At 54.7% G+C, this 26172-nt stretch carries 18 protein-coding genes; 10 read left to right on the top strand and 8 right to left on the bottom strand.

What is annotated here, in order from left to right:
• Positions 1–61 precede the first annotated feature (61 nt).
• Together RHH27_RS00945 and RHH27_RS00940 are read left to right on the top strand one after the other, a co-directional pair.
• A complete protein-coding gene (locus RHH27_RS00945) occupies positions 62–1108 on the top strand; it encodes a PstS family phosphate ABC transporter substrate-binding protein (protein ID WP_302678611.1) in 1047 nt (348 codons plus the stop codon).
• 9 nt (positions 1109–1117) lie between these two features.
• Entirely contained in the window at positions 1118–2608 is a 1491-nt protein-coding gene (locus tag RHH27_RS00940) for a hypothetical protein (protein WP_302678610.1), read from the top strand.
• A gap of 1 nt (position 2609) precedes the next feature.
• Here the strand turns inward: RHH27_RS00940 and RHH27_RS00935 are convergent, their stop codons facing one another.
• The 5 genes from RHH27_RS00935 to RHH27_RS00915 form a co-directional block, all read right to left on the bottom strand.
• The gene (locus RHH27_RS00935) at positions 2610–3440 is read right to left on the bottom strand and encodes a Tab2/Atab2 family RNA-binding protein (protein WP_302678609.1); all 831 of its coding nucleotides are present in this window, start codon (positions 3438–3440) and stop codon (positions 2610–2612) included.
• A gap of 176 nt (positions 3441–3616) precedes the next feature.
• Complete coding sequence (gene cydB / locus RHH27_RS00930; protein WP_206200665.1) at positions 3617–4630, bottom strand: cytochrome d ubiquinol oxidase subunit II; 1014 nt, start codon at positions 4628–4630, stop codon at positions 3617–3619.
• 11 nt (positions 4631–4641) lie between these two features.
• On the bottom strand, positions 4642–6093 hold the full coding sequence (locus RHH27_RS00925) for a cytochrome ubiquinol oxidase subunit I (protein ID WP_302678608.1): 1452 nt from the start codon (positions 6091–6093) through the stop codon (positions 4642–4644).
• A gap of 96 nt (positions 6094–6189) precedes the next feature.
• Positions 6190–9060 (bottom strand): aminomethyl-transferring glycine dehydrogenase, encoded by a 2871-nt coding sequence (gcvP, locus tag RHH27_RS00920; protein WP_302678607.1) that lies wholly within the window; start codon positions 9058–9060, stop codon positions 6190–6192.
• A 36-nt stretch (positions 9061–9096) separates the two neighbouring features.
• The gene (locus RHH27_RS00915; RefSeq protein ID WP_206200662.1) at positions 9097–9735 is read right to left on the bottom strand and encodes a class I SAM-dependent methyltransferase; all 639 of its coding nucleotides are present in this window, start codon (positions 9733–9735) and stop codon (positions 9097–9099) included.
• Positions 9736–9882: 147 nt separating this feature from the next.
• Between RHH27_RS00915 and RHH27_RS00910 the strand changes: the two genes are divergently transcribed.
• The 3 genes from RHH27_RS00910 (at position 9883) to ctpA (ending at position 13489) form a co-directional block, all read left to right on the top strand.
• Positions 9883–11322, top strand: a complete 1440-nt coding sequence (locus RHH27_RS00910) for a TolC family protein (protein WP_302678606.1) — start codon at positions 9883–9885, stop codon at positions 11320–11322.
• Entirely contained in the window at positions 11322–12185 is an 864-nt protein-coding gene (truB, locus tag RHH27_RS00905; RefSeq protein ID WP_302677018.1) for a tRNA pseudouridine(55) synthase TruB, read from the top strand. Before RHH27_RS00910 ends, truB begins: the two co-directional genes overlap by 1 nt.
• Positions 12186–12250: 65 nt before the next feature.
• Complete coding sequence (ctpA, locus tag RHH27_RS00900; RefSeq protein ID WP_302678605.1) at positions 12251–13489, top strand: carboxyl-terminal processing protease CtpA; 1239 nt, start codon at positions 12251–12253, stop codon at positions 13487–13489.
• Here ctpA and gor read toward each other — a convergent pair.
• Positions 13476–14861: a glutathione-disulfide reductase gene (gene gor, locus RHH27_RS00895; RefSeq protein ID WP_302678604.1), complete on the bottom strand. Its 1386-nt coding sequence runs from the start codon at positions 14859–14861 to the stop codon at positions 13476–13478. The two genes, ctpA and gor, sit on opposite strands and share 14 nt — an antisense overlap.
• A 47-nt stretch (positions 14862–14908) precedes the next feature.
• Entirely contained in the window at positions 14909–15190 is a 282-nt protein-coding gene (gene pipX, locus RHH27_RS00890) for a transcriptional coactivator PipX (protein ID WP_225901608.1), read from the bottom strand.
• Positions 15191–15349: 159 nt separating this feature from the next.
• Between pipX and RHH27_RS00885 the strand changes: the two genes are divergently transcribed.
• The 4 genes from RHH27_RS00885 to RHH27_RS00870 all read left to right on the top strand — a co-directional run bounded on the left by RHH27_RS00885 (position 15350) and on the right by RHH27_RS00870 (position 24239).
• The gene (locus tag RHH27_RS00885) at positions 15350–16459 is read left to right on the top strand and encodes a S49 family peptidase (protein ID WP_302678603.1); all 1110 of its coding nucleotides are present in this window, start codon (positions 15350–15352) and stop codon (positions 16457–16459) included.
• Positions 16459–17181, top strand: a complete 723-nt coding sequence (gene trmD, locus RHH27_RS00880; protein WP_206200656.1) for a tRNA (guanosine(37)-N1)-methyltransferase TrmD — start codon at positions 16459–16461, stop codon at positions 17179–17181. Before RHH27_RS00885 ends, trmD begins: the two co-directional genes overlap by 1 nt.
• A 251-nt stretch (positions 17182–17432) precedes the next feature.
• Entirely contained in the window at positions 17433–21230 is a 3798-nt protein-coding gene (locus RHH27_RS00875; protein ID WP_302678602.1) for an EAL domain-containing protein, read from the top strand.
• Positions 21231–21239: 9 nt separating this feature from the next.
• A complete protein-coding gene (locus RHH27_RS00870) occupies positions 21240–24239 on the top strand; it encodes a DEAD/DEAH box helicase (RefSeq protein ID WP_302678601.1) in 3000 nt (999 codons plus the stop codon).
• Here the strand turns inward: RHH27_RS00870 and RHH27_RS00865 are convergent.
• Positions 24236–25018 carry a YaaW family protein gene (locus tag RHH27_RS00865; RefSeq protein WP_190278036.1) on the bottom strand — a complete coding sequence of 261 codons (783 nt, stop codon included), beginning with the start codon at positions 25016–25018 and terminating at the stop codon, positions 24236–24238. The two genes, RHH27_RS00870 and RHH27_RS00865, sit on opposite strands and share 4 nt — an antisense overlap.
• Before the next feature lie 183 nt (positions 25019–25201).
• On the opposite strand from RHH27_RS00865, the gene ccsB reads away from it, so the two are divergent.
• Entirely contained in the window at positions 25202–26161 is a 960-nt protein-coding gene (ccsB, locus tag RHH27_RS00860) for a c-type cytochrome biogenesis protein CcsB (RefSeq protein ID WP_206200653.1), read from the top strand.
• Positions 26162–26172 lie beyond the last annotated feature (11 nt).

The raw sequence follows: 26172 nt of genomic DNA, 5'->3' as shown, positions 1-26172 counted from the left end.
AAAGATCAGTGTGGGGACAACCTTGAGCTAGGCTAGGGTCAGAGTTTTGACTGGTTTTGCCATGTCTCGCAATAGCAACCTGCTGCCTTTGCTGGTGTCTCTTGTCCTCACCTGTGGTCTATTGGGGGTGGGGGCGGTGCTCGTGATTCGGTTACTGGGCAATCAAAATCCCCTTGAACAGGTGACTGAAAACTTGGGGGTGCCCCAGAGTACGCCAGAGATGGCGGCTGCGAATTTCAGCGATGTCAGCAATGTTCCCAGTGGTACGTTTCAATACGGGGGCAGTACGACGTGGGCACCGATTCGCCGCGATGTCGATCCCCTGATTCAGTTAGCTTGGCCCAATTTTCGCCTGCGCTACACCAACCCCCCCACCGGCACGCCAGGCTCGGGCAGTGGCATTCGCATGGTTCTCAATAATCAACTTGCCTTTGCCCAGTCCTCGCGCTCCCTCAATCCACAGGAGCGGCAGCAGGCGCAGAGCCAAGGGATAAAATTGCTGGAACTACCGGTGGCGATCGATGGCATCGCGATCGCTGTCAATCCCAACCTCCAGATTCCTGGCCTCACGGTACAGCAAGTGGTTGATATTTATACCGGAAAACTCACGAACTGGAGCCAAGTGGGCGGTCCGAATCTAGCCATTACTCCCTTTTCACGGCGGCTGGAAGATGGCGGAACGGTAGAGTTTTTCGTCCAAGATGTCTTGGGGAACCAGCCATTCAGTCCCAAGGTGGTGATGGTGCGGGATACCACAGATGCCCTACGGCGGGTGGGGGCGACCCCCGGCGGCATTTACTATGCCTCGGCACCGGAAATTGTTGGTCAGTGTAGTGTGCGACCCTTGCCGTTGGGACGGCAGCCCAATCAGTATGTTCCCCCCTATCAGGAGCCCTATGTGGATCCGTCTCAATGTCCACAGCGACGGAATACGCTGAACTATCGCGCCTTTCAGGAGGGCAGTTACCCCCTCACCCGTCGTCTGTTTGTCATTACTAAGGATGACAATAGCCCGGATGCCCAAGCCGGTCGTGCCTATGCAGACCTGTTATTAACGGATCAGGGTCAAGCCGCAATTGAAAAAGCCGGCTATGTCCGCTTGCGCTAGGGGAGCCAGATGTTTGATAAACCATTGAATCGAACCTATGAGCGGATCATGGTGGCCATTGCCAGCGCCAATTTTCTGTTGGTGCTCTTTGATCTCACCTATATTCCCCTACGGGACTTCTGGCTTTTGGGAAAGATCCGCATTCCCCTGATTCAGCGGGTGATTTATCTGCCCCAGCCCTTGCCGATGACTGCCCTTTATGACCCCATTAAGGGAATCGAACCCCACCGGACGACGGAGCGGTACATCAACACGGTCAACCAACTCCGGCAAACGATTACCACTGAAGGGGTGGATGCCGCGGCGACGCAAGCACTCCTAGCTCAGTTGCGCGAGCAGAGTAAAACTATGGTGGACACCGACCCCTTTGCCCTTGCCAATAAAACCGGCACCCTTGAGCGAATCAAGAACCTGATGCGGTTGCGGGTCTTTGGCGATCGCAATGCCTCCTCTAAACAGTCCTTTGAGCGCTTTTGGAGTCCGGAGTACATCAATGAACGGGACTGGCAGACCAGCCTTGCTTGGTTTGAGGCGCAGATCATTCCCCTGATGGCTACCAACTATTGGCGCCGCTACGGTGAGGATGGAAATTTTATTGACCGCTTTGATGCCATTGATCTTCCCTTCACTCTCCTGTTCTTTGTTGAATTTTTGGGGCGGACGTTTTGGCTGAGTCGCCAGTATCGCGCTTATCACTGGCGAGATGCCATGTTTTGGCGCTGGTATGATGTGCTCCTCTTTTTTCCCTTTTGGTGGTTGGCACCGACGTGGGCATGGCTGCGGATTATCCCAGTGACCATTCGCTTGGATCAAGCGGAGATTATCTGCCTTGATACCCTTGAGCGGCAGGCGTCGCAGGGGGTTGTGGCAGCGATCGCCACCGATATTTCGGAAGTGGTTGTCCTGCAAGTCCTCACCCAACTGCAAAAAGCAATCCGTCGCGGCCAATTGAGTCGCTGGCTACCGCGTGTCTCTGGCGGCCAAGGGAGCAAGACGCTCAATGACATTGATGAACTGGGGGAACTGGCAGCCTTAGTTGTGCAGGTAGTCATTTACCGCGTGATCCCCCAACTGCGACCAGAAGTGGAAGGCTTAGTGGCCTACAGTGTCGATCAAGTCCTACGGCAAGCGCCCCCCTATCGGCGGTTATTGGAAATTCCATCCCTTGAGGCCTTACCGCGCCACTGGCACCAATCCCTTGCCAAGGAGATTAGCGATCGCCTCTTTCTGCTATTGGAGCAAGCGAGCAAACACCAAGGCAATCCACCCCGCGAAGGCGCATTACTGGCGAGTCAACTGGCGCAAAAATTTGGCCAAACCCTGACTGCCGAACTCCAAGAGGAACAGGTGGGCAAGGTGATTCAAGATCTGTTGGTGATGTGGCTAGAGGAAATCAAAATTAATTTTGTGCGCCAGACCCACATTGAAGGCATTGAAACGGTTTTGGATGAAACCCGTGCCCTGCAGGAAAGCTTAGAACAGGGACGGCTCAAACCTTAGGCTATTCAAGAGGTTGGAGCAGCCAGAGAGCCGTGTAGGTGGTGTCATTGGGAGTCGGTTGAATGAGGAGAAAGTGCAGACCCTGAGTGGAGCGCAGGCGATCGCGAAACACTTCCCCTGCCCGAGCAATGTCAGTATCTTCAAACGTCAAAAAGACCCAGCGATCGCGCAAGCCGCTGTGCAACACCACCCCACAGGGTCGCCCCGGCACAAACTCTAAGCGATAGGGCAGTTGCTCTTGGAACCACCGCGCCAGCTTCAGGGACTTGCGACCGCCATAGAGAATAATTCCCGGAATCAACGTATCGGGAGCCAGCCCCAAAGACTCTGGCAACATTGCCATCTCAAAGGCCAGAATCCGCAGCGGATATTGCATCAGTTGTGCCAAGTCGGGGGGAGTAATTGCTGCAAACTGCCAAGAATCTCCCCAAATATCATCGGGCAGGGGCAATGGCGGCGGCTGCTCAATGGCCAAGGGATCGTAGGCTTCACCGGTGTAGGTTTTCAGGCTTTGGTATTCCTGAGTGCGTTGGCACAGGTAGTGCTTCAGAGCCGGGGTGCGGCGGGTGGCTTCGAGGGGAAGGTTGAGTTCTTGGCAAGCCACTTCCACGAGGCCTAAACTCTGGGGACGAAAAACCTGCACTCGCTGCGGCAGGGGCTGCCCGCAACTTTTAAACTCTGTGGCCAGCCATGAACTGCTCACGAGGGGTTCTGGGCAAAAAGCCGTGTAGTAAAAATTTTCCTCAGGGTCACAAATCACAAGTTCCCACAGATCAAGACCACTGGGGGTACGCAACGGCCGACGGTAAAGGTCAACTTGCCAACAGGACATGGACGGAAATGAGCAGCAAAGGAAGTTAACAGCCTTTTCACAACCATTGAAAGCCGCTAAGCTTGCCGCTAATTCTGCTGATGCGTCCTCAAGCGAGAGAAAAAGGCTATCTGTTGCTATTGTGCCTTGTTTTGCCTCCTCTGCTAGGGTGTTTTAGGCCTGAATTTTTTCAATACCTAGGCCACAACTTTGCCACGAAACACTAAGTAATTGTAGAGATTGTAGGCCAGCATAATTGGAATTAAGAAAGCGACGAAAATCAGCATAAAGACTTGAGCGCTAGGAGAGGCAGCGGCTTCGTAAATGGTGACGCTGGGGGGAATGATGTTTGGAAAAATGACAAAGCCCAAGCCAATAAATGACAGGAGAAACAGTAAAAACGTCCACACTAAGGGCATGACTTCTTCCCGTTTTTGTAAACTACGCAGCAATAGAAAAATCAGCAAGATACCCAAAATGGGAATGGCGGCAAAAATGTAGAACAGCGGTGGCTGAAACAGTTGGGCACGCAGGTGCTCATGGAAAATGGGGGCGCTAATGGTAATCAACACAGCACCAATAAACGTTGTCCAAGCTGCAATCGTGGCCGTGCGGTAGTGGGTTTGCTGCAACTCACCCGTGGTTTTGTAAATCAGATAGGTTGACCCAATCAGCACATAGCCCTGAATCAGCGTCAGTGCCACTAACACCGAGTGCCACGTCAACCAATCCCACATGCCTCCAGCAAAGTGACCCGCAGCATCTACTTTGATGCCCTCAAAAACAGTGCCCACCGCAAAGCCCTGCCCCAAGGCAGCCAAAAAACTGCCAATGCCAAAGGCAAGGTTCCACACCCGTTTATTATTGGCATTCTCGCGAAACTCAAAGGACACTGCCCGCAAAATTAGCCCCACCACCATAATCACTGCGGGTAGGTAAAGGGCATTGAGGATGGTGGCATAGGCCAAGGGAAAAGCACCAAACAGCGACCCCCCCATCAGCACCAGCCATGTTTCATTGGCATCCCAAACATTGCCAAGGCTGGTCATGAGGATATTGCGGCGCCGTTCGTTACTGCTGGTGAGAGAAAGAATGCCAATGCCCAGATCAAACCCATCTAGGAGAATGTAGAGAAAGAGAAACAACCCTAGGATAAAAAACCATACCTGCGGCAAAAAGTGCTCCAAGGGTGCAAGGGGATTCGGTTCCATGGTGTACTCCCTTATTGTTGAGTTTCTAGGGGACGGCGATCCGGTTGGTGCTCTGCTAGTTTGATGCGGATTTCCAGTTGTTCAGCATTGTGCAGCCCCGGCACCGGCAAGGCAACATTGGGGCCTTTTTGGATGATGCGACTGCCAAAGAAGAGGGCAGCAAAGAAGAAAATGGTGTACAGGGCAACCAAGCCACTAAGGGAAAAGAGCACCACTTGGGGCGGTAAATTGGAGGCCGCTTCTGCCGTCCGCAACTGGCCATAGACAATCCACGGTTGACGCCCGACACAGCGGACAATCCAACCGGCTTCGACGGCAAGGTATCCCAAGGGTCCTGCAAAGATCCAGCCCCACCAGAGCCACTGGTAATTGCGTAGGCGATCGCCCTCGAGGCCTGTGCGCCACCAGACAAAAACGGTGACGATCGCGAGAGCCGCGAGGTACAGACCAATGGCCACCATCAGGCGAAAAGAATAGTAAATCAGGCCAATCAAATGGGGGCGATCGCTAGCGTTCCACTCCTTCAAGCCCAAGATCGGTGTGTCTAACTGCGGTTTCAACTCCAGTAGGTAGCTCAGCAGGCCGGGAATTTTCAGTTCCAAGGTATTTGCTTGGGCGGCCTCATTGGGTAAGGCAATCACACTCCAATTGGCAGGGGTGCCTGCGGGTATTGTTTCCCACAGGGCTTCCATGGCGGCTAATTTGGCGGGTTGGTAATGATAGACCTGCTCAGCACTGAGGTGGCCAACAAACACCTGTAGCGGTGCAATCACCAAGGCCATCACCAACACCACCTTCAGGGATTTCGTGAAGAAATTGGGCAGGCGATTTTGCAGTAGATACCAAGCACTAATGCCGCCAATAACAAACAGCGAGGTTTCTAGGGTGGCAAAGAACATGTGGAAAAAACTCTTGACCATGAAGGGGTTGGCAATGGCTTGGAAGTAGTCTTGAACGCGGAACTTACCCTCGACAAAGACGCCCCCCGCTGGTGTCTGGAGCCATGAGTTGGCCGAGAGAATCCAGAAGGTGGAGAGGTTCGCACCAAAGGCGACACAGATGGTCGAAATCCAGTGCATCACTGGCGGTACCCGTTGCCAGCCAAAAATCATAATGCCCAAGAAGCTGGCTTCCAGCATGAAGGCCATGGTGCCCTCAAACCCCAAGACAGTGCCGAAGAAATCCCCCACTGCTTCCGAGAAGGGTGCCCAGTTGAGGCCAAATTGAAAGGCCATGGGCAACCCCGAAGCCACGCCAATACCAAAGTTGAGGATGTACAGCTTTGACCAAAAGCGAGCATGGTGATAGTAGGTCAGGTTCTTGGTTTTCAGCCATAGCCCCTCAATGACCACGAGGTAAATACTCATGCCCGTCGTCAAGACCGGCCAGAGCATATGGAAAATGGCCGTGAGGGCAAATTGCCAACGGGAGAGAACAATGGTATCGAGACTAGCCAAGGTCATAACGCCACCCTAGGGGTTGATCTGCCTTACTTTTAGCAACCCCCTTTGAGCGGTGACAAGGAGAATGGCGAACCGCTGCAAAAATTTCAGCTTTGCTTAAGACTCTGGTGAAGTGATGGGCACTGAGCAACTACACACGAGGTGGCGATCGCCATAGGCATTGTCAATGCGGGCAACCGCTGGCCAAAATTTGTACTCCCGCAGCCAAGGGGCGGGGTAGGCAGCCACTTGCCGTGAATAGGGGTAAGGCCATGGCTCTGTGGCCAGCATCAGGGCGGGATGGGGGGCATTTTTCAGGGGGTTTTGCTGGCGATCGCTGACGCCCGCCTCAATTTCAGCAATTTCGGCGCGAATGGCAATCATCGCCTCACAAAAGCGATCCAATTCCGCCTTGGTTTCACTTTCTGTCGGTTCAATCATCAGCGTGCCCGGCACCGGCCAAGAAATGGTGGGGGCATGGAAGCCATAGTCCATCAGCCGCTTGGCAATATCTTCTACCTCAATTCCCGCGGATTTTTTCAGCGGACGCAGATCGAGAATACACTCGTGAGCCACCAAACCGTGGGCACCTTTGTAGAGAACCGGGTAGTAGGGTTCAAGGCGTTTGGCAATGTAGTTAGCATTGAGGATGGCAATTGCGGTGGCGCGTGTCAACCCCACCCCCCCCATCAGGGTAATGTACATCCACGAAATCGGCAAAATACTGGCACTGCCCCAAGGGGCGGCAGTCACCGGGCCAATTTCCGATCCTTGGGGAATCAGCTGCGTGGTTGGCAAGAAGGGGGCTAAATGCGCCTTGACCCCGATGGGTCCCACCCCCGGCCCACCGCCGCCGTGGGGAATACAAAAGGTTTTGTGGAGGTTGAGATGGCAGACATCGGCACCAAAGTCCGCCGGACGGCACAGCCCCACTTGGGCATTCATATTGGCACCATCCATATAGACTTGACCGCCGTAGCGATGGATGATCTCACAAATTTGGCGAATTCCCGTTTCAAAGACACCGTGGGTCGAGGGATAGGTGATCATCAAGGCCGCTAGGCGATCGCCATAGGTTTCGGCCTTGGCCGCCAGATCCGCCACATCAATATTGCCCTGGGCATCGCAATTGACTGCCACCACCTGCATGCCAGCCATGACCGCACTGGCAGGGTTGGTGCCATGGGCAGAGGTGGGAATCAAACACACATTGCGCTGGCTTTCGCCGCGGCTGTGGTGGTACTGGCGAATCACTAGGAGTCCCGCATATTCCCCTTGGGAACCGGCATTGGGTTGTAGGGAAATGGCATCAAAGCCGGTAATTTCTGCCAGCATTGCCTCTAGCTCACGGAACAGCTGCTGATAGCCTTGGGCTTGCTCAGCCGGGGCAAAGGGATGCAGTTGATTGAATTCTGGCCAACTGATGGGCAGCATTTCCGCCGTGGCATTGAGCTTCATGGTGCAGGAGCCAAGGGGAATCATCGAGGTGGTGAGGGAGAGATCCTTGGCCTGAAGGCGGTGAATGTAGCGCAGCAGGGCGTGTTCGCTGTGGTAGTCCTGAAAGACGGGGTGCTGCAGGTAAGCAGATTGGCGTTTTAGGGTTGGCGGTAGGCGATCGCCCGCGGCAACTGCCGCAGGACTTGTGCCAAAGAGCGCCAGCAAATCCGCCACATCTTGCTCGGTGGTGGTCTCATCGAGGCTGATGCCGACACTGCCATCCTCAAAGTAACGCAGGTTGATTTGCGCCGCTGCTGCCCGCTCCTTGAGCACCTGTACTGGCAGGTTCCCCAAGCCAATGCGTAGGGTGTCAAAAAACTCAGAATGGTAGAGTGGATAGCCCGCTGCTGCTAAGCCTGCTGCTAGGGTCACTGCCCGTTGATGGATGCGCTCAGCGATTTGCCGCAGCCCCGCGGCTCCATGATAGACGGCGTACATACTGGCAACAACCGCGAGGAGAACTTGGGCAGTGCAGATGTTACTGGTGGCCTTTTCGCGGCGGATGTGCTGTTCACGGGTTTGCAGGGCAAGGCGCAATGCTTTTTGACCGAGAGCATCGTGGGAAACCCCCACTAGTCGTCCGGGTAATTGCCGCTTAAAGTCTTCCCGGATGGCAAAGAAGGCGGCGTGAGGCCCCCCATAGCCCAAGGGCACACCAAAACGCTGGGAGCTGCCGACGGCAATATCTGCCCCCAATTCTCCCGGCGGTGTCAGCAATGTCAAGGCCAGCAAATCAGTGGCCACCGTCACCAAGAGTCCCCGTTCATGGGCAGCGGCAATCAGGGCTTGGGGCGATCGCACCGCACCATCGCTGGCGGGATATTGCAAGAGCAGGCCAAAGGCATTCTCCCAAGGCAATTCACTGGCGATCGAGTCAATGGGTACAATCTCAATGCCAAGGGGCAGGGCACGGGTGCGCAGCACTGCTAGGGTTTGGGGATGGCTATCCTGCGCCACCAAGAAGCGGTTGGCTCCCTTTTGACGGCAGGCATTCAAGCTCAGCGTCATGGCTTCAGCGGCAGCCGTCGCCTCATCAAGGAGAGAGGCATTGGCAATGGGCAAGCCCGTTAGATCGCTGACAAGGGTTTGAAAGTTGAGGAGGGCTTCGAGGCGTCCTTGGGCAATTTCCGCTTGGTAAGGGGTGTACTGGGTGTACCAGCCGGGGTTTTCCAGAATGTTGCGCTGAATCACCGCTGGCGTAATGCAGTTGTAATAGCCCATGCCGATGTAGCTGCGCCAAACTTGGTTTTGCTGGGCAAGGGTGCGTAATTTTTGCAGGGCTGCTGTTTCACTGAGACCTTCACCCAGAGCGAGAGGGCGTTGCAAGCGAATTTCCGGGGGAATGACGGCAGTGATCAGCTCCTTGAGGCTGCCATACCCCAACAGGCTCAACATTTTGGGTAGATCGGTGGGCGTAATGCCAATGTGCCGCGCGACAAATTCGGCATCGGTCTCTAAGTTGATCTCCAGTTGGGGCAGTGAACTTACCATCGCTATCGCACTCGTGTTGCAAATCGTTCATATATCTTAATTCTTTGGGCAGGGTTTGCGGGCATGGAGCACCTGCAAGCTGCGCCCGAGGTGGTAGGTCTGCCGCTCGACAGTGAAGCCCTGTAACCGTAGCTGCTCAGCTAAGTCCGTTTGCAGCAGTTGCCAAGCGGTTTCCGTTTCAAAGAGCCAGAAAAAAAGGGCCATCCCCGGCCAAAAGAGAGGCACTTGGGGACGATGAAAATCAATCAGGGCAAACCAGCCACCGGGCTTGAGAACCCGCCACACTTCCGCCACAATGGCACGCAGTTGTTCCGCAGTCATTTCGTGCAGCGCCATGCTGGTGTGTACCAGATCAAAGGTGGCATCGGCAAAGGGCATCTTCTCCGCAAAGGCTTCCACATAGGTGGCTTGGGGCACGCGCTGCCGAGCACGGGCGATCGCCTTCGGGGAAGCATCTAGTCCCGTGACCTGATCAAAGGCTTGAGTTAAGGCTTGAGTCACCACGCCATGGGCACAGCAAAGGTCTAAAACCACGGCACTGCGGGGTAAGTCCAAATCTTGCCAAGCCAACCGATGCAGGCGATCGCTCCCCCCCACCGTTATTGCTGCGAGGGCACTAATGGTGTCGTAGAGCCACGGATATTGATAGCTCCAAGTGCGTAAAATGGTTGCCACAGCGCTGGATCAAGCCTTGAATTTTGCAGAATTGGAACCAGTTCAGTGTCAGTGTACCGCCTTTTGGGTAACGATTCCTTGAGAAAGGACTGTTATAGTCTTATGTGGTAGCAAGAATCCGTAGTTGTAACGGTGTCGGGAGTGAGCATGGGTCAACCATCCATCTGCCAACAAAGCAGTCTGCTGCTGGGGAGCCTTGTGGCGGTCTTGATCACCATGAGCGGGGGGGCGATCGCCCAACCCAACCCTACGGCCACCGATCTCCTGCCCTTCAATCCCAATCCCGATCCCCTCTATCTCCCGAGTCGTCCCGATCAAGTAAAAATTGATTTGGATCGCCCCATTACCCTCAATGAAGCGATTGAACTGGCGCGGCGGAATAATCGCCAACTGCAAATCCTTGAGGCGCAACTGCAACAAAGTCGGGCGGTTCTGCGCCAAGCGGAGGCGGCTCTCTATCCCAGCATCTCCTTGCAATTGGGGATTAGTCGCACGGATTCAGCGGCGATTCGCCTGCAAAATGCCCAACTACCACCCCCCTTGCAGGCCAATCCCACCAGCAATACTTGGACCAGCACGGTGCAACTGGGCTACAACATTTTCACCTCTGGCCAACGGGATGGCAGTATCAAAGCAGCACAGGAACAGGTGCGCAATGCCGAACTGGATCTGCAGCGAGAATTTGAACAACTGCAGCAGGATGTCACCAATGCCTACTACAACATTCAACAGGCGGAGGCGCTGGTGCGCATTGGTGAAGCAGCGGTACAAAACTCGCAAATTAGTCTACGGGATGCGATCGCCCGCGAACGGGCTGGCTTAGGCACGCAATTCGATGTCCTCACAGCACAGGTGCAACTGGCCAATAACCAACAGCAACTCGTGCAAGCCCAAAGCCAACTGCAAACGGCTCAACGCCAACTGGCACAGCTGCTCAGTCTCAATGACAAAACCAATGTGCGGGCGGCTGACCCCATTCGGGTAGTTGGGGAATGGAAACTCTCCCTTGAGGAGAGCATTGCCTTGGCGTTTCGGAATCGTGTGGAATTGGAACAGCAACTGACACAACGAAATGCAGCACTGCAGCAGCGCCGGGTGGCCTTGGGGAATCTAGGGCCGCAGTTGGTGGCCGGCGGAAGTTTTAACACCCTTGATAGCCTCACAGATGGGAGGGCACCCCGTTGGGGATATACGGTTGGGGGTCAAATGAACCTGACCCTCTTTGATGGCGGGGTCTCCCGTGCCAGTGCCGCCCAGCAGGAAAGCGCTGCCGCGATCGCTGAAGCCCAGTATGCCGCCTTTCGCAACTTAATTCGCTTTCAAGTGGAGCAGGCCTACTACACGCTCAAATCCAGTCAGGAAAATATCCGCACCAATGAAGTGGCAGTGCGCCAAGCCACCGAGGGACTGCGCCTTGCCCGTCTGCGCTTCCAAGCAGGGATTGGCACCCAAGCGGAGGTGAGCAATGCAGAAACGGCTCTGATTCAAGCCCAGAGCAACCTGTTGAGTTCTACCATTGACTACAACCGAGCGATCGCTGCCCTGCAACGCTTTGTGAGTGGCTTACCCTTGACGGCAACGCCTTGATGTTTGGTTTTTTGAATCTCAATAAACCGCCCGGCTGCACTTCCCACGACTGCATTAACGAACTGCGAAAGCGGCTGCGGCTCAAACGCATCGGTCATGGGGGCACATTAGATCCAATGGCCACAGGGGTGCTGCCGATCGCCCTTGGTGCAGCGACGCGACTCCTCCCCTATTTGAGCGATCGCAAGGCCTATATTGGCACGGTGCGCTTTGGCATCACCACAACCACGGATGACATTACGGGTGACATTTGCCAAGAACAATCTGCCAGTCACCTCACCCTTGAGGCCATTGAGGAACAGCTTCCCCAATTCATTGGCCAGATTGAGCAATATCCCCCCGCCTATAGTGCGATTCAAGTGGATGGCCAGCGGCTCTATGCCCGTGCCCGTGCGGGTGAAGTCGTGAGCGTGCCGCCGCGGATCGTTGAGGTGTACAGCATTGATGTCTTAGATTGGCAAGCAGGATGCTACCCAGTATTGACCCTGCGCATTACCTGTGGCGGTGGCACCTATATTCGCGCCCTTGCCCGCGATTTGGGGGCGGCACTGGGGGTAGGGGGAACGCTGGCAGCCCTGCAACGGATTGAAAGTGGTGGCCTGAGGATTGAGGAGAGCCATTCCCTAGAAAGCATTTCGCCAGAGCATTTACCACTGCGCCCGCCCCAAGCGGTTCTCTCACATCTACCGTGGCTTGAACTCAATGAAGTACAACTCAACGACTGGTATCATGGCCGCGCCGTGATTGGTGAGGGGCTACCGCCGGCGGAGAGGTTCGTGGGCGTCACCTTTGCCGCTACCTGTGTGGGGATCGGAGTGAGTGGGGGCGATCGCCTGCATCCCAAGGTGGTTCTCAAGGCATAACGGTGTCTTCCGAAACATTTTTCTAGTGCTAGCTTAGGAAAAAGAAGCAATCAGCAGGTGAAGGAATGGGGGTTCGTTGGCTGCAACGTCTCATTTGTTGTTTGGTGGTCTTGGTGGGAGTCTGGGGCATTTTCCCCACTGACTCGGCGATCGCCCTAACGGAGGAACAAAAACTCTTTAATGAGGCATGGCGCATTGTCAACCAAGCCTACGTAGATCCCTCTTTTAATGGCCAAAACTGGTGGCTGGTGCGCGAAAAGGCGCTGAAACGTCCCCTACCCAATCGCGAGGCGACCTATGAGGCCATTCAAACCATGTTGGCGAGCCTAGAGGATCCCTTTACACGGCTACTGCGCCCCGCCCAATTTCGTAGCCTGCAAACCACCACGGCTGGGGAACTCACTGGTGTCGGCTTGCAAATTAGCACTGACCCTGAAACCGGTGTCCTCGAAGTGATTGCTCCCATTGATGGCTCCCCTGCTGCCCAAGTGGGGATTCAACCCCGCGATCGCATTCTTGCCATTGATGGCGTCTCCACCACCCAGCTCAGCCTTGATGAAGCCGCCGAAAGAATGCGGGGAGCCGCCGGTTCTGCTGTGCATTTGTTGTTACAACGGGGCAGTGAAGCTCCTCAAGAAATCACCCTGAAACGGGGACACATTGAGATTAATCCGGTTATGGCTGAGGTTCGCCAAGTGCAGGGACACACCATTGGCTATATTCGCCTTGGTCAATTTAGCGCTATGGCGGCCACAGAAATGCGCAAAGCCATTCAAATGCTAGAGCAGCAGGGAGCGGAGGAGTACATTCTTGATCTGCGCAATAATCCGGGGGGACTGTTGCAGGCGGGGGTGGAAATTGCTCAACTGTGGTTGGATTCGGGGGTCATTGTCTATACCGTCGATCGCCAAGGGATTGTGGATAGCCTCAATGCCAGTGGCGGTGCCCTCACCCATGATCCGCTCGTCGTCCTCGTGAATGGCGGAACCGCCAGTGCCAGTGAGATTTTAGCCGGTGCCCTGCAAGATCATGGCCGTGCTCGACTGGTGGGCGATCGCACCTTTGGTAAAGGCTCGATTCAGTCCCTCTTTAACCTCAGTGATGGCTCTGGCCTTGCGGTTACCATTGCCCACTACGAAACCCCTAATCACCACAACATCAACAAAGTGGGGATTGAGCCAGATCGGCGGGTTCTCGATGCTCCCGAGAGTCTCATGGCTATGGGTACAGCAGCAGATCCCCAATATCTGGCGGCCCTAGAGCTGCTCCACAGTCCGGTGCAAGTGGCCACTAACGCAGGGTGACAAACTCCTCCGCCGTCGAGGGATGAATGCCCATCGTGGCATCAAAGTCCTTCTTGGTGGCGCCCATTTTGAGGGCGATCGCGATCCCTTGAATAATCTCAGCCGCATGATCCCCCACCATGTGGGCACCGAGCACCCACTCCGTATTTTTCTCCACCACCAATTTGACGATCACCTTTTCATCTCGACCCGTGAGACTGTGGTACATCGGGCGAAAGGCCGCACGGTAGATTGTCACATTCTCTTCCCCCAATTTCGCCTTGGCCTGCGCCTCAGACAGCCCCACCGAAGCCGCCTCCGGCTGGGAAAACACCGCCGAGGGAATATTCTCATAGCTGAGGGTGCGCGGTAGATTACCAAATTGCGTATCAGCAAAGGCGCGTCCTTCGGCAATGGCTACGGGAGTGAGGTTGACGCGGTTAGTGCAGTCCCCGACAGCAAAAATGTGTTCTTGATTGGTGCGGTAGTATTCATCCACAGCAATGGCGACAATCCCTTGACTATTGGCCGTAAGATGCACCCCCGCCTGATCAAGACCTAGCCCCTGCAAGTTGGGCGCACGCCCCACGGCACACAGCACCATATCAACTTTAGTTTCACAGGCTTGCCCCTGCTGTTCGTAGCGAATGCGGATATTGCCCTTCTTGGTGAGCTTCAAGCCCGTAATGTGGCACTGGGGACGGACATCAATGCCGTGGCGAATCATCCCCTCATAGACACCATCTTGAATGTCTTGATCAAAGCCGCGCAGGGGGCGATCGCCCCGCAGAAAGTGAATGACCTCCGTGCCGAGTCCCTGCATAATGCCGGCAAACTCAACACTGATGTAGCCGCCCCCAAGGATAGCCATGCGCTTTGGCTGCTTGGGCAACAAAAACATCTCCCGCGAGGTAATGCTGTGTTCAATGCCCGGCACATTGGGCTTAATCGCTTCGCCCCCGACAGCAATTAAGATTTTCGCCGCTCTCACTCGCCGTTGCACCTGTCCTTGGCGATCCACGAGTTCTAGGGTGTGGGGGTCAGCAAAGCGGGCAAAAAAGGGCAGCAGTTCGACCCCGGCTTTGGCAAGGTAGCTAATGTGCAGTTGACTGAGGCGATTTACCTCTTGGTTCACTGCTTGAATCAGTCGCTCCCAGTTCAACTTGGCTGCAACGGGGCGCCAGCCATAGCCGACAGCGTCTTCAAAGAGGTGGCTAAACTTGGAGCCATAGACCATGAGCTTTTTAGGGACACACCCCCGAATCACACAGGTACCGCCGACTTTATCCCCTTCGGCAATGGCCACCCTAGCGCCGTAGGAAGCTGCCCGCTTTGAGGCCGCCAAGCCACCGGAGCCGGCACCAATCACAAATAGGTCATAGTCGTAGCTCATCCTTGCTCCCCAAAACCTAGCCTCAGTCTAGCGAAATCTGGATCGGGTTACATGAAGGCTTGGCGATGAATCGCTTGTAGGGCTTGGTATTCAGCAGTTTTGCCAAGACGGCGCAGCGATCGCAACCGCTGTTCAATGAGCATCCGCGCATCGGTGCGACTAATAGACTCAAACGCCATCCCTGCCGGCCGTTGGCTGACAATGAAGAACAGCCGCTGTGCATACAACGTGGTAAAAAGTTGCCGATGCTCATCAATAGGGCACACCCCATAAAGCAAGCCAAAGGTGGGGTGATTGAGATACTGCTCAGCGGTCATCGAGGGTTTCATTCGTAGAGAGAACCTACCTCGCAAAAGGATCGTGACAGGTCAACACGGCAAGGGTGGCTTGTGAGGGGCAAAAACAGGAGAAAACCGCAGGGGGCGGCTAAAATAAGTAAAACATTTGACTAAAAACTTTTCAGATTATACTCAACCCTTTCCTCCTCTATGACGCGCTCCCTTCCCCCCTTTTGGCCCAGTGTGTTTCACCGCTGCGGTGTGATCTTTTTTGGCACGCTAACGTTTTTTTTCACATTGGGGGTGGTGGGCTTCAGTGCCACGATCTTCTTTGCCCTCCTCGGGGTCTTGTTGGCGCCCGCCAGTGAAACCAGTCCCTACGAGCACGTTAGCGGCAAGGAGGGCAGTCGCGATCGCATTCTCAGAATTGACATTACTGGGCCAATTCTCGGCAGCCCGCAAAACGAAGAAGATAGCTTCTTTGCGCCCCTTGTCGGTGTCACCTACGGCTATGAAGTGCAGCGGCAGTTGGCAGAGGCGGCTAAGGACGAAACGATTAAGGCTGTCTTTGTCAATATCAGCACTCCCGGCGGCACGATCTTTGGCTCGCAGGCGATCGCCGAAGGCATTAGGAGCTACCGCGCAGCCACCCAAAAACCGCTCTATGCCTTTATTGAGGGCATTTCTGCCTCCGGTGGCGTTTGGGCTATGGTGACAGCGGATCGGATCTACGCTGATCACGGCAGCATGATTGGCAGTATTGGCATTCTCGGCCCTAGTGTTTTCTACTACGATCGCCCCACCAGTCTCGATAATGGCCTATTGATGGGAGGCGTTACTGCCAACCGTATTGAAGAACGGACACTGAGCGCCGGTCGTAGCAAAGATATTGGCAATCCCTTCCGTCGCCTCACCCCCCAAGAAATTGAGGTCTTCCAAGCCGGCCTTGAACAGGAGTACAGCAAGTTTATTAATCATGTGGCGCAGGCACGGGGCATTGATCCCAGTGTTATTCGCAACAAAATGGGAGCAATGATTTTCAGTAACGAGCAGGCGCAGCGCTATCGCCTCATTGATGGCACCCGCAGCCGTCCAGACACCCTCAGTGCCCTTGCTAGTGCTGCCAAGCTCAAGGAAGGAGAATATGCCCTTGTCCGTTTTCGGCGCGATCGCTCCCCTTTGATCAATCAACTCTTTGGTGTCCAGTCACCTCCCCCAGCACCAGAAACCCAGCAGGTGTGGAAACAAGAGCAACTGTGTGCCCTCAGCCAATTGCGCGCCCTTGCCTACTATGGTTCCCTCTCTTGCCACCGCCAGTAATGCGTTTCGATATTATTACCCTCTTTCCAGAGTTCTTTGCCTCCCCCCTCGGCAGTGGCTTAATGGCCAAAGCCTTGGCACGCGGGATTGCCGAGGTCGTCCTGACGAATCCGCGTGACTTTAGTACTGATAAGCACCAGCGGGTGGATGATGAACCCTACGGGGGGGGTGTGGGCATGGTGATGAAGCCTGAACCCCTCTTTGCGGCGGTGGAATCGCTGCCCTCCTTGCCCCGCCGTGAAGTGATCTATGTCACCCCCCAAGGGCAACCCCTGACCCAACAGCACCTCTGGCATTGGTCGCAGGAGCGAGATCAACTAGTGATTCTCTGTGGTCACTATGAGGGCGTGGATGAGCGGGTCGTCCAGCATTTGGTGACCCAAGAGATCTCCATTGGCGACTTTGTTCTCACTTGTGGGGAAATTCCAGCTCTGGTGATTCTCAATGGTGTGCTGCGACTGCTGCCCGGCACGGTGGGCAAAGCGGCTTCCCTGCATCAAGACAGTTTTGAGGACGGTTTATTGGACTATCCCCACTACACTCGACCCGCAGAGTTTCGAGGGTGGACGGTACCGCCGGTCTTACTTTCTGGTCACCATGGGGAAATTGCTGCTTGGCGGCGGGCACAGCAAATTGAACGCACTCGCCAACGCCGCCCAGATCTGTATGCGCGCTGGCTGGCTCAGCGGGAAGCCACACTCAAAACCAAGGAAGGAGAATAGGAAATTACTTTATACTTCTTAAGAAAATCAGTTATAAATCAGTTATATGTCAAAAAAAAAAAAAATAATAGCAAGTACCATCGTAATTATTACGAATATGTAATCAGAAAGCTGCTGCGCTTAGCTTTAGTCAGGAGCCCCAGTAACTTCCTACGATTAATCCTATGGATAGTTTGTTCCCCACTTTCCTAAGGCCTGCCACCCCCAATGCCAGTGGCGGTGCAGATTCAGTGATCGACCGGTCAGATGGAATGGGGAAAAGTGATGGGGGGCACTACCTAACAGCAATCCTAGGGGCGTTACCAATTGCTGTGGCTCTTGCTGATCCCGCGGGGGAAATTAGCTACATTAACCCCTTTGGCCAAAGACTCTTGGCGGTGACGGATCCCCAAGCGGCGGCAGCCGACATTTGGGCAAATCTGCAGGTTTACTACTGCGGTAGCGATCGCCCCTATCCCAAGGAAGAGTTGCCCAATAGGCAAGTCCACCAGCGTTTAGAACCCTGTTCTGTGGCCGTAGATCTGCTGTTGAGCGATCGGCGATTAACCCTAGCAATCCACGCCCGCCCCATTGTTGATCCCAGCGGCAATCTGCAGTGCATTGTGCTCACGTTTCAGGACATTACTGGGCGCCAACCTCAGAAAATACAGCCCCAAGGGCTTGCCTGTTCTCGTCAGCAGCAGCCTGATTCTAGGCAGTGTGACTCCGGCATCTTCCAAGACCAAGGTGATTTTCTTCTATCCCTGCACCCAGATACCACCATCCTATTTGCCAATGAGGCCTTTTGCCGCTTCTTTAACTGTTCTGCTGCTGAAGTCATTGGTCGCCCCTTAGGGGAGTTGGTCTGCTGTGAAGATGCCGTTTGTTTCCAAGCGCAGGTGATGCAGCTTACACCCGCTGCGCCCCTATTTACCTGCGAAAGTTGCCTACCTCATCCCCAAAAAGGGAGTCGCTGGATCCAGTGGCTGAATTCAGGGGTTTTTACGGCTGATGGTTCCCTCAGTGGGATTCAATCCGTTGGCCGAGATGTGACCACGCTCAAAAATCAACTACTGCGCGAGCAGGCTCTCAATCGTGTCATTCAAGCCATCCGCAATTCCCTTGACCTTGAAACCATCTTTGACACCGCTGTGCGGGAAATTGTGGAAATAGGGCTGGGATGGGATGCCTGTGTGGTTCGCTACCTTCCGGAAAGGCAGGTGTGGCAGCCGGTTGCTGAATATCACAGCGATGCCAATGCGCCGCGGTTTCTTGGCTTTGAAATCCCAGATCAGGACAATCCCTTGGCCACACGGCTGAAGGCAGGAGAAGTGGTTGCCATCGCCGACACCTGCCAACTGACCGATGCAGTGAATCGAGCCTTTGCGGAACAATTGCCGGGGGCATGGTTACTGGTGCCTTTGATTGTTAAAGAGCGCCCTTGGGGCAGCCTGAGTTTGTTTGTGCCGCACCAAACCCATGCGTGGTCAGAAGTGGAAATCAATTTTATGCGTACCATTGCCACCCAACTGGAGGTGGCGGTTTACCAGGCCAATCTATACGCCCAAGCCCGCAAAGAACTGGCTAAACGTTCCCGTCTTGCCGCGGCATTGCGCAAGAGTGAAGAACGGTTTCGTTTGACAGCTCTTCACCTACCTGGTGCCCTGTTTCGCTATGAACAGTACCCCGATGGTCGCAATCGGGTATTTTATCTGAATCCAATGTGCGAACGTCTTTGGGGCATCCCGGCGGCGGTGGCTGCTGAGGATGGTGAAAGTTTGTGGCAGCTGGTACATCCAGAGGATCGGGAAGCCACATGGCAATCGGTTCTCTGTTCTGCGGCAAATTTGACGCCATGGCTTTGGCAATGGCGCATTATTCATCCCACCAGCGGCGAAGTGCGCTGGCTAGAGGGCGCCGGACAGCCCACCTTGGCGGCTAATGGGGTCGTGGTCTGGTACACCGTGATCTTGGATGTCACTGAGCGCCATTTGGCCGAAGAGCGCCTCAAGGAGCAGCAGGCTCAGTTAGAGGTGGCTATCCGTGCTTCCAAGATTGGCTTTTATTTTCATGACCTCTCTACGGGAACCATGCTTGTTTCGCCAACCCACAGAGCCCAGCTGGGCGACCTGCCTAGGACTGAAGCGTTCAGTTGCGCAGATTGGCAGGAGCAACTCCATCCCGAGGATCGCGATCGCGCCCTTGCGGCCTACGAGCAATTTCTGCGCGGTGAAGCGGACTATGACATTGATTTTCGCCTGCGCCACCACGATGGAACCTACCGCTGGTTCCACAGCAATGCCGTGTTAATTCGGGATGCCCAAGGTCGCCCCTCTAAGGTGGTGGGTACCCATATTGATATTACAGACCGCAAAGCTGCTGAACTGGCGCTGCGCGAAAGCGAAGAACGCTATCGACTGCTGGCGGAAAACATGACCGATATTGTGTGCCTTTTAGATCGGGAAGGCCGGTGTTTGCATGTTAGTCCCTCCTATGAAACCCTATTGGATTGGTCTTCTGGGAGGCTCATTGGTCAGCATTTTACGCAGTTGTGCCATCCCGATGAGCGATCGCGGGTCAAGCAGGAACTGCAACAGATGATTCAGCAGCAGCGGTTTTGGCCCATCACCCATCGAGCCTGTACAGCGAATCGGGAGTTGCTCTGGCTAGAAACCCTCTTCAAGCCCCGCTACGACAGTCAGGGACAATTGCAACAGTTGCAGACCAGTTCCCGCGATGTCACCAGTCGGGTACAGGTGCAATTGCAGCTAGAGCATGAGGCCTATCACGATCCCCTGACAGGGTTGCCCAACCGCCTCTACTTCATGGAGCAGTTGGCAGCCACAATTGCCGCAGCTCAAAGGAATCCTGAGCTTCACTATGCCGTGCTGTTTTTGGATGTGGATCGCTTTAAGGTGATCAATGACAGCCTCGGCCATGCAGTGGGCGATCGCCTGCTCATTGCCTTTGCCACTTTGCTGCGGCGTCTCATCGAAAATAGGCATATTGTGGCTCGCCTCGGCGGAGATGAGTTTGTGATTTTGGCAACCGCTTTACCCAACTTGGAGAGTGCCATTGCTCTTTGCGAGCAAATTACCCGTTGCCTCCAAGAACCCTTGGTCGTAGAGGAGCGGCAAATTTTCCTCAGCAGTAGTATTGGTGTCGTCTTTGCCCAAAATGAGTATAAAACGGCTTTTGCTGTCCTCAGGGATGCCGATATTGCCCTGTATCAAGCGAAAGCCCACTCCACAAGACGCTACGCCATCTTTAACGCCCAGATGTACGAACAGGTGCTAGAGCGCCTCCACCTTGAACACGATCTGCGCCATGCCCTCAGGCATGGAGAACTGCAGCTGTTTTATCAGCCCTTTTTTAATTTGGCAGATCAACAACTGGTGGGCATGGAGAGCCTAGTGCGTTGGCAACATCCTGAACGCGGACTGATTCTGCCGGGTGCTTTCATCTCAATTGCTGAGGATACAGGGCTGATTGTTGACCTTGACAAGTGGGTTTTGGAGCAGGCTTGTCGACAGTTTTGGTTGTGGCAACAGCAGTTCCAAGGGGCAGCCAACTTGATCCTGAGTGTGAATGTCTCGGCCAAGACACTGAAGCACCCCAGTTTCCTCCACCACCTTAGCCGCATTCAGCAACAGTATCCCTTGGGCAGAGGACAGTTGGTTCTAGAACTCACCGAAAGCATCGCCCTTGAATTGGGCAGTGAAATGCTGAGTCTCCTAGAGTCACTGCGGGAGCGCCACATTGAAATTAGTATTGACGATTTTGGAACGGGCTATTCCTGCCTGAGTTATCTCCACAGCCTACCGATTCACCACCTCAAGGTGGATCGCGCCTTTGTCCAGCAATTGGAAGACAACCAGCGCAACCTCAAAATTACCAAGATGATTTTAGTCCTTGCTCAGGAGTTGGGCTACCGCGTTATTGCCGAAGGGATTGAAACCCGCGACCAACTGCACATCCTGCAGCGACTGGGGTGTGATTATGGTCAAGGGTATCTCTTTGCCCGACCCATGCCTGCTGAAGCACTCGCATCCCTCTTGAAAGCCCACTAAAATATTGGCATGGCTGTTTTCCATGGGACGTGGCTGGCAACGCCGACGCCGCGCTTTTTTGTATGGGCAGAAGAATGGCGATCGCTCACTCAGGCAATCACGCCTTGGGTTCCGACTGCTGTGCCTGTTTATCCCTATGCCACCCAACTGAAGACACCTCCGCTGGTCAAGGCCAGTCCGAGTGTTGCCTATGCTGCTTTGCCCGCACAGATTCAGGAGCATCACCTATTACCGCCTCCCCTAGCGGAAGTCAACGGCGAACCGCTGTTTCTCTGGCAGGTGCCGGGTTGGGCGATTCCTGCCTCAGGGGTTTTAGAGCAACTACATCAACTGGGTCTTCAGGGTCGCGAAAGCGCTGCTATTGGCGATGATCTGCGCTATTGGCTGCACGTTAGTCGCTGGTTACTGGATTTAATTGTGCGCGGCCAATACTTGCCTACGGCTGAAGGGTGGCGGATTCTGCTCACCCATGGGGGCGATCGCGATCGCTTTCGGCAATTTAGCCAACGGATGCCGCATTTATGTCGCTGTTATCAAACTGATGCCACGGCGCTGCGGTTTCCGCCCCATGCCACCGATCTATTGGCAGATTTTCTGCACCACACCTTGCAGGGCTATCTCCACACTGCCCTTGCCACCCTAGAGTTACCCAAAGTGGGCTTGGCTAAGGAGCATAGTCACTGGCTGACTTTCCTCAAAACAGGGCAAGCAACGGAACTGCCACCTTCTTTTGTGGAACGGCTCCAACGTTGGCAAGAACCCTACCGCGAGCAGTTGGATCTGCGCCCCCAATGGCGCTTGGCACTGCAACTGGTGCCCCCAGATACTGCCGAGGGTGATTGGCGCTTGGCCTTTGGCCTACAAACGGAGGGCGAAACGGAAACGATGCTGGCGGCAGCCGAGATTTGGCAATGTACGCAAGAGTCCCTCCTCTATCACGGACAAGTGCTCTGGCAGCCCCAAGAAACCCTGCTGCGGGGACTGGGTTTGGCCTCACGCATTTATCGTCCCCTCGATCGCAGTCTCCAAGAACCCTCCCCTGTGGGTCTGACGCTGCAAACCACGGAAGTTTATGCCTTCTTGCAAAGTGCCATTCCGCTCCTTGAGCAGCAGGGGGTTGCAATTATTTTGCCGCCGAGTTTGCGCCGCAATAGCGCCCAGCATCGCTTGGGTCTGAGGATGATTGCTTCATTGCCGCCCACCGCCACCAGCGGCTTGAGTATTGAGAGCTTGATGCAGTTTCAGTGGCAATTACAGTTGGGGCAGCATCCCCTCTCGGAAGCAGATTTTGATCAACTGCGCCGCCAAGAGAGTCCCCTTGTTTATCTCAATGGTGAGTGGGTGCTGCTGCGTCCCCAAGAGGTCAAGGCCGCTCAAGAGTTTCTCCAGTCTCCCCAAAAGACCCAGCTCTCCCTTGCCGATACGCTGCGCATTGCCACCGGGGATACGGTAACGGTGGCCAAGTTACCCATTCTTGGTTTAGACGCCAATGCTGCCCTTCAGGCACTACTCGATGGCCTCACGGGTAAACAAACCCTTGATCCAGTGCCGACACCGCAGGAATTTTGTGGTGAACTGCGTCCCTACCAAGCGCGAGGGGTGGCGTGGTTGAGTTTCTTGGAACGCTGGCGGTTGGGGGCTTGCTTGGCCGATGATATGGGCTTAGGGAAAACGATTCAACTGTTGGCCTTTTTGCTCCACCTCAAGGAAGCAGGACGTGCCTACCGACCGACACTGTTGATTTGTCCCACCTCGGTCCTGGGCAACTGGCTACGGGAGTGCCAAAAATTTGCACCGACATTGCGTGCCTATGTCCACCACGGCAGCGATCGCCCCAAGGGCAAGGCATTTCTGAAAAACGTCGAAACTCACGATCTGATTCTCACCAGTTATGCCCTCCTGCAGCGCGATCGCGCCACCTTGCAACAGGTGTCATGGCAGCATCTGGTCCTCGATGAAGCCCAAAACATCAAAAATGCCAACACCCAGCAGTCCCAAGCGGCACGAGAACTCTCCGCCCAGTTTCGCATTGCCCTGACGGGAACCCCCCTAGAAAATCGCCTGCTTGAACTCTGGTCGATTATGGACTTTCTGCATCCGGGGTACTTGGGCAATCGCACCTACTTTCAGCACCGCTATGTGCGACCCATTGAACGCTATGGTGACACTACCTCCCTCAACGCCCTGCGCACCTATGTTCAGCCCTTCATTCTACGGCGCCTGAAAACTGACCGCAGCATTATCCAAGACCTGCCCGAAAAACAGGAGATGCTGGTCTATTGCGGTCTCACCCTAGAGCAGATGCAGCTTTACACTGCGGTGGTGGAAGACTCCCTTGCTGCCATTGAAAATAGTGAAGGTATCCAGCGGCGCGGCCATATCTTGGCTACGCTGACCAAACTCAAGCAAATCTGTAACCATCCCGCCCAGTATCTCAAACAGGAAGACTATGCCCCCGATCGCTCGGGTAAATTGCAACGCCTCATAGAAATGTTGCAAGAGCTTCAGGAAGTGGGCGATCGCGCTCTTGTCTTTACCCAATTTGCCGAATTTGGCACCCACCTGAAAACCTATCTCGAAAAGGCACTACAGCAGGAGATCTTTTTCCTGTCGGGACGCACCCCCAAAGCGCAGCGAGAACTCATGGTGGAACGCTTTCAGCACGATCCTGAGGCACCCACGGTCTTTATTCTTTCCCTAAAAGCGGGGGGCGTGGGCTTAAATCTCACCCGTGCCAATCATGTCTTTCACTACGATCGCTGGTGGAACCCCGCGGTTGAAAATCAGGCCAGCGATCGCGCCTTCCGCATTGGCCAAGCCCGCACTGTCCAAATCCACAAATTTGTCTGCACGGGTACCCTTGAAGAAAAGATCCACGAGCAAATTGAGCAGAAAAAAGCGCTTGCGGACATGATTGTGAGCAGTGGCGAACAGTGGTTAACCGAACTCAACCTCGATCAACTGCGGCAACTGCTCACCCTGGACAAAGAGCGGGTGATCACACTCTAGGCCATTGCCCACTGGGATGCCTGCTCACCGCGTAGGAGGCGAATTTGGGCGATCGCGAAAATGGTGGGAATAATGCGCGCATAGTTGGTGGAAATGGCACGCCAACCCAAGTCGGCAATAAACCACACCCACAAAGCTGTACTGGCAAAGGCTAAGACGCTGCGACCGAGGGCAAATTTAGCGGCTCCCACGGCAGCGCCCCGAGACACCAAGGGAGTGATGGAGAGCTTGTACCCAGCAAAGTGAATGGCAAATTGACGAGCCACCTGCTGCACCACCATGGAGCGGACAACAGAACTGATGGCGATCGCCGCGCCTCCCTCTAGGATCAGGCGTACAGTTTCCATAGAAATCGGGTGGCCGTTGCGCAGTTCGGGCAAGCTATCTTGGATTTGGGCAGCCAAGACCTTGCGATCCTCATCCCCCAGCTTTTTCCACATCCGCTGCAACACATTCAAGAAGATTTCCATTTCCAGTTCGGGGACTGTCCAACTGGGGGAAAACTTAATTTTCAGATAGCGACAGACCCGCATCAACGTTTGCCGATAGCTGATTTGCTGTGCTTTGCCCTTGAGTACTGTCAGACCATCTGCCGCCAAAAAGCGAAACCGCTCCTCAATATCATCGAGCCATGCTTGGCGATCCTGAGCTTGGACGGCAATGGGATCCGGCGTTGTGAGATAGTCCAAGGGATTGAGCCGACGACGAAACAGAATTTCTGTTAGGTCTTGCAACTCCTCCTCCGTCGCCAATTCCAGCGCAGCCCGTAGCTCGTTCATGGGGTTCTCGCTCCAGCAGCAGCACAATAGAACATGATGATTCTTCACCCCTGATTATAGGGATTCAGGCTGAAATTGTGGTACAACCCTTTTCACAAGAATGGGAGATGCGCCACTATCCCAGAAAAGCACGGTTCGGACAGTACAATACAAAAGAGTAGCAGGCTGGCAAAATAAAAAGCTATGGATTTATTAACCCTAGAAGGTTGGCTCGATAACAGTGCCTTTGCGGTGCTTTTGATCACGATGTTGCTCTACTGGTGTGGGGCAGCGTTTCCCCAATGGCCTGTTCTCACGGCTGCGGGTCGCACGGGGATGGCGATCGCCAATCTCTGTATTACGGGCCTGCTGGCGGCGCGTTGGATTGAGGGGGGCTACTTTCCCATCAGCAATCTCTATGAATCCCTCTTTTTCCTGTGCTGGGGTTTGACAGCCATGCACTTTGTCGCCGAGTCCATCAGTGGCCAGCGCCTTGTGGGGGTTGTTACTGCACCTGTTGCCATGGGAATTACGGCTTTTGCGGCTCTCTCGCTCCCCCCGGAAATGCAGCAGTCAGCGCCCCTGGTGCCTGCCCTGAAGTCCAACTGGTTAATGATGCACGTCAGTGTGATGATGCTCAGCTATGCCACGTTGATGGTGGGGTCACTGCTGGCGATCGCCTTCCTAGTGGTCACATGGGGCAAACCCGTCAGCCTTAAGGGCAGCTCTGTGGGCACAGGCAGCTTCCGCAGTCGCGCGCCAGAACCTTCCTTAGAACCCTCGACTGGGGGCGGCGGCACCACGGTACTGACCCAACCCACCCTGCAATTGAGTTTGCAACGCCTCACCTTGGCTGAGACCCTCGATAACTTGAGCTACCGCATGATTGGTCTTGGCTTCCCACTGCTAACCATCGGCATTATCTCTGGTGCGGTCTGGGCAAATGAGGCTTGGGGGGCGCCTTGGAGTTGGGATCCCAAAGAAACTTGGGCACTGATTGTCTGGCTGGTGTATGCTGCTTATCTCCATGCCCGCATGACCCGTGATTGGCAGGGGCGCAAGCCGGCCATTCTCGCCACCGTTGGCTTTGGGGTGGTCTGGGTGTGCTACTTGGGGGTGAACCTGCTGGGGAAAGGCCTACACTCCTACGGTTGGTTTTTCTAGCGGTTTTTTGC

The organism is Thermosynechococcus sp. PP555 (assembly GCF_031583225.1).
Classification (GTDB): Bacteria; Cyanobacteriota; Cyanobacteriia; order Thermosynechococcales; family Thermosynechococcaceae; genus Thermosynechococcus.
Note: the sequence above shows the minus strand (reverse complement) of the source record. Positions and strands in the feature narration are given on the sequence as shown.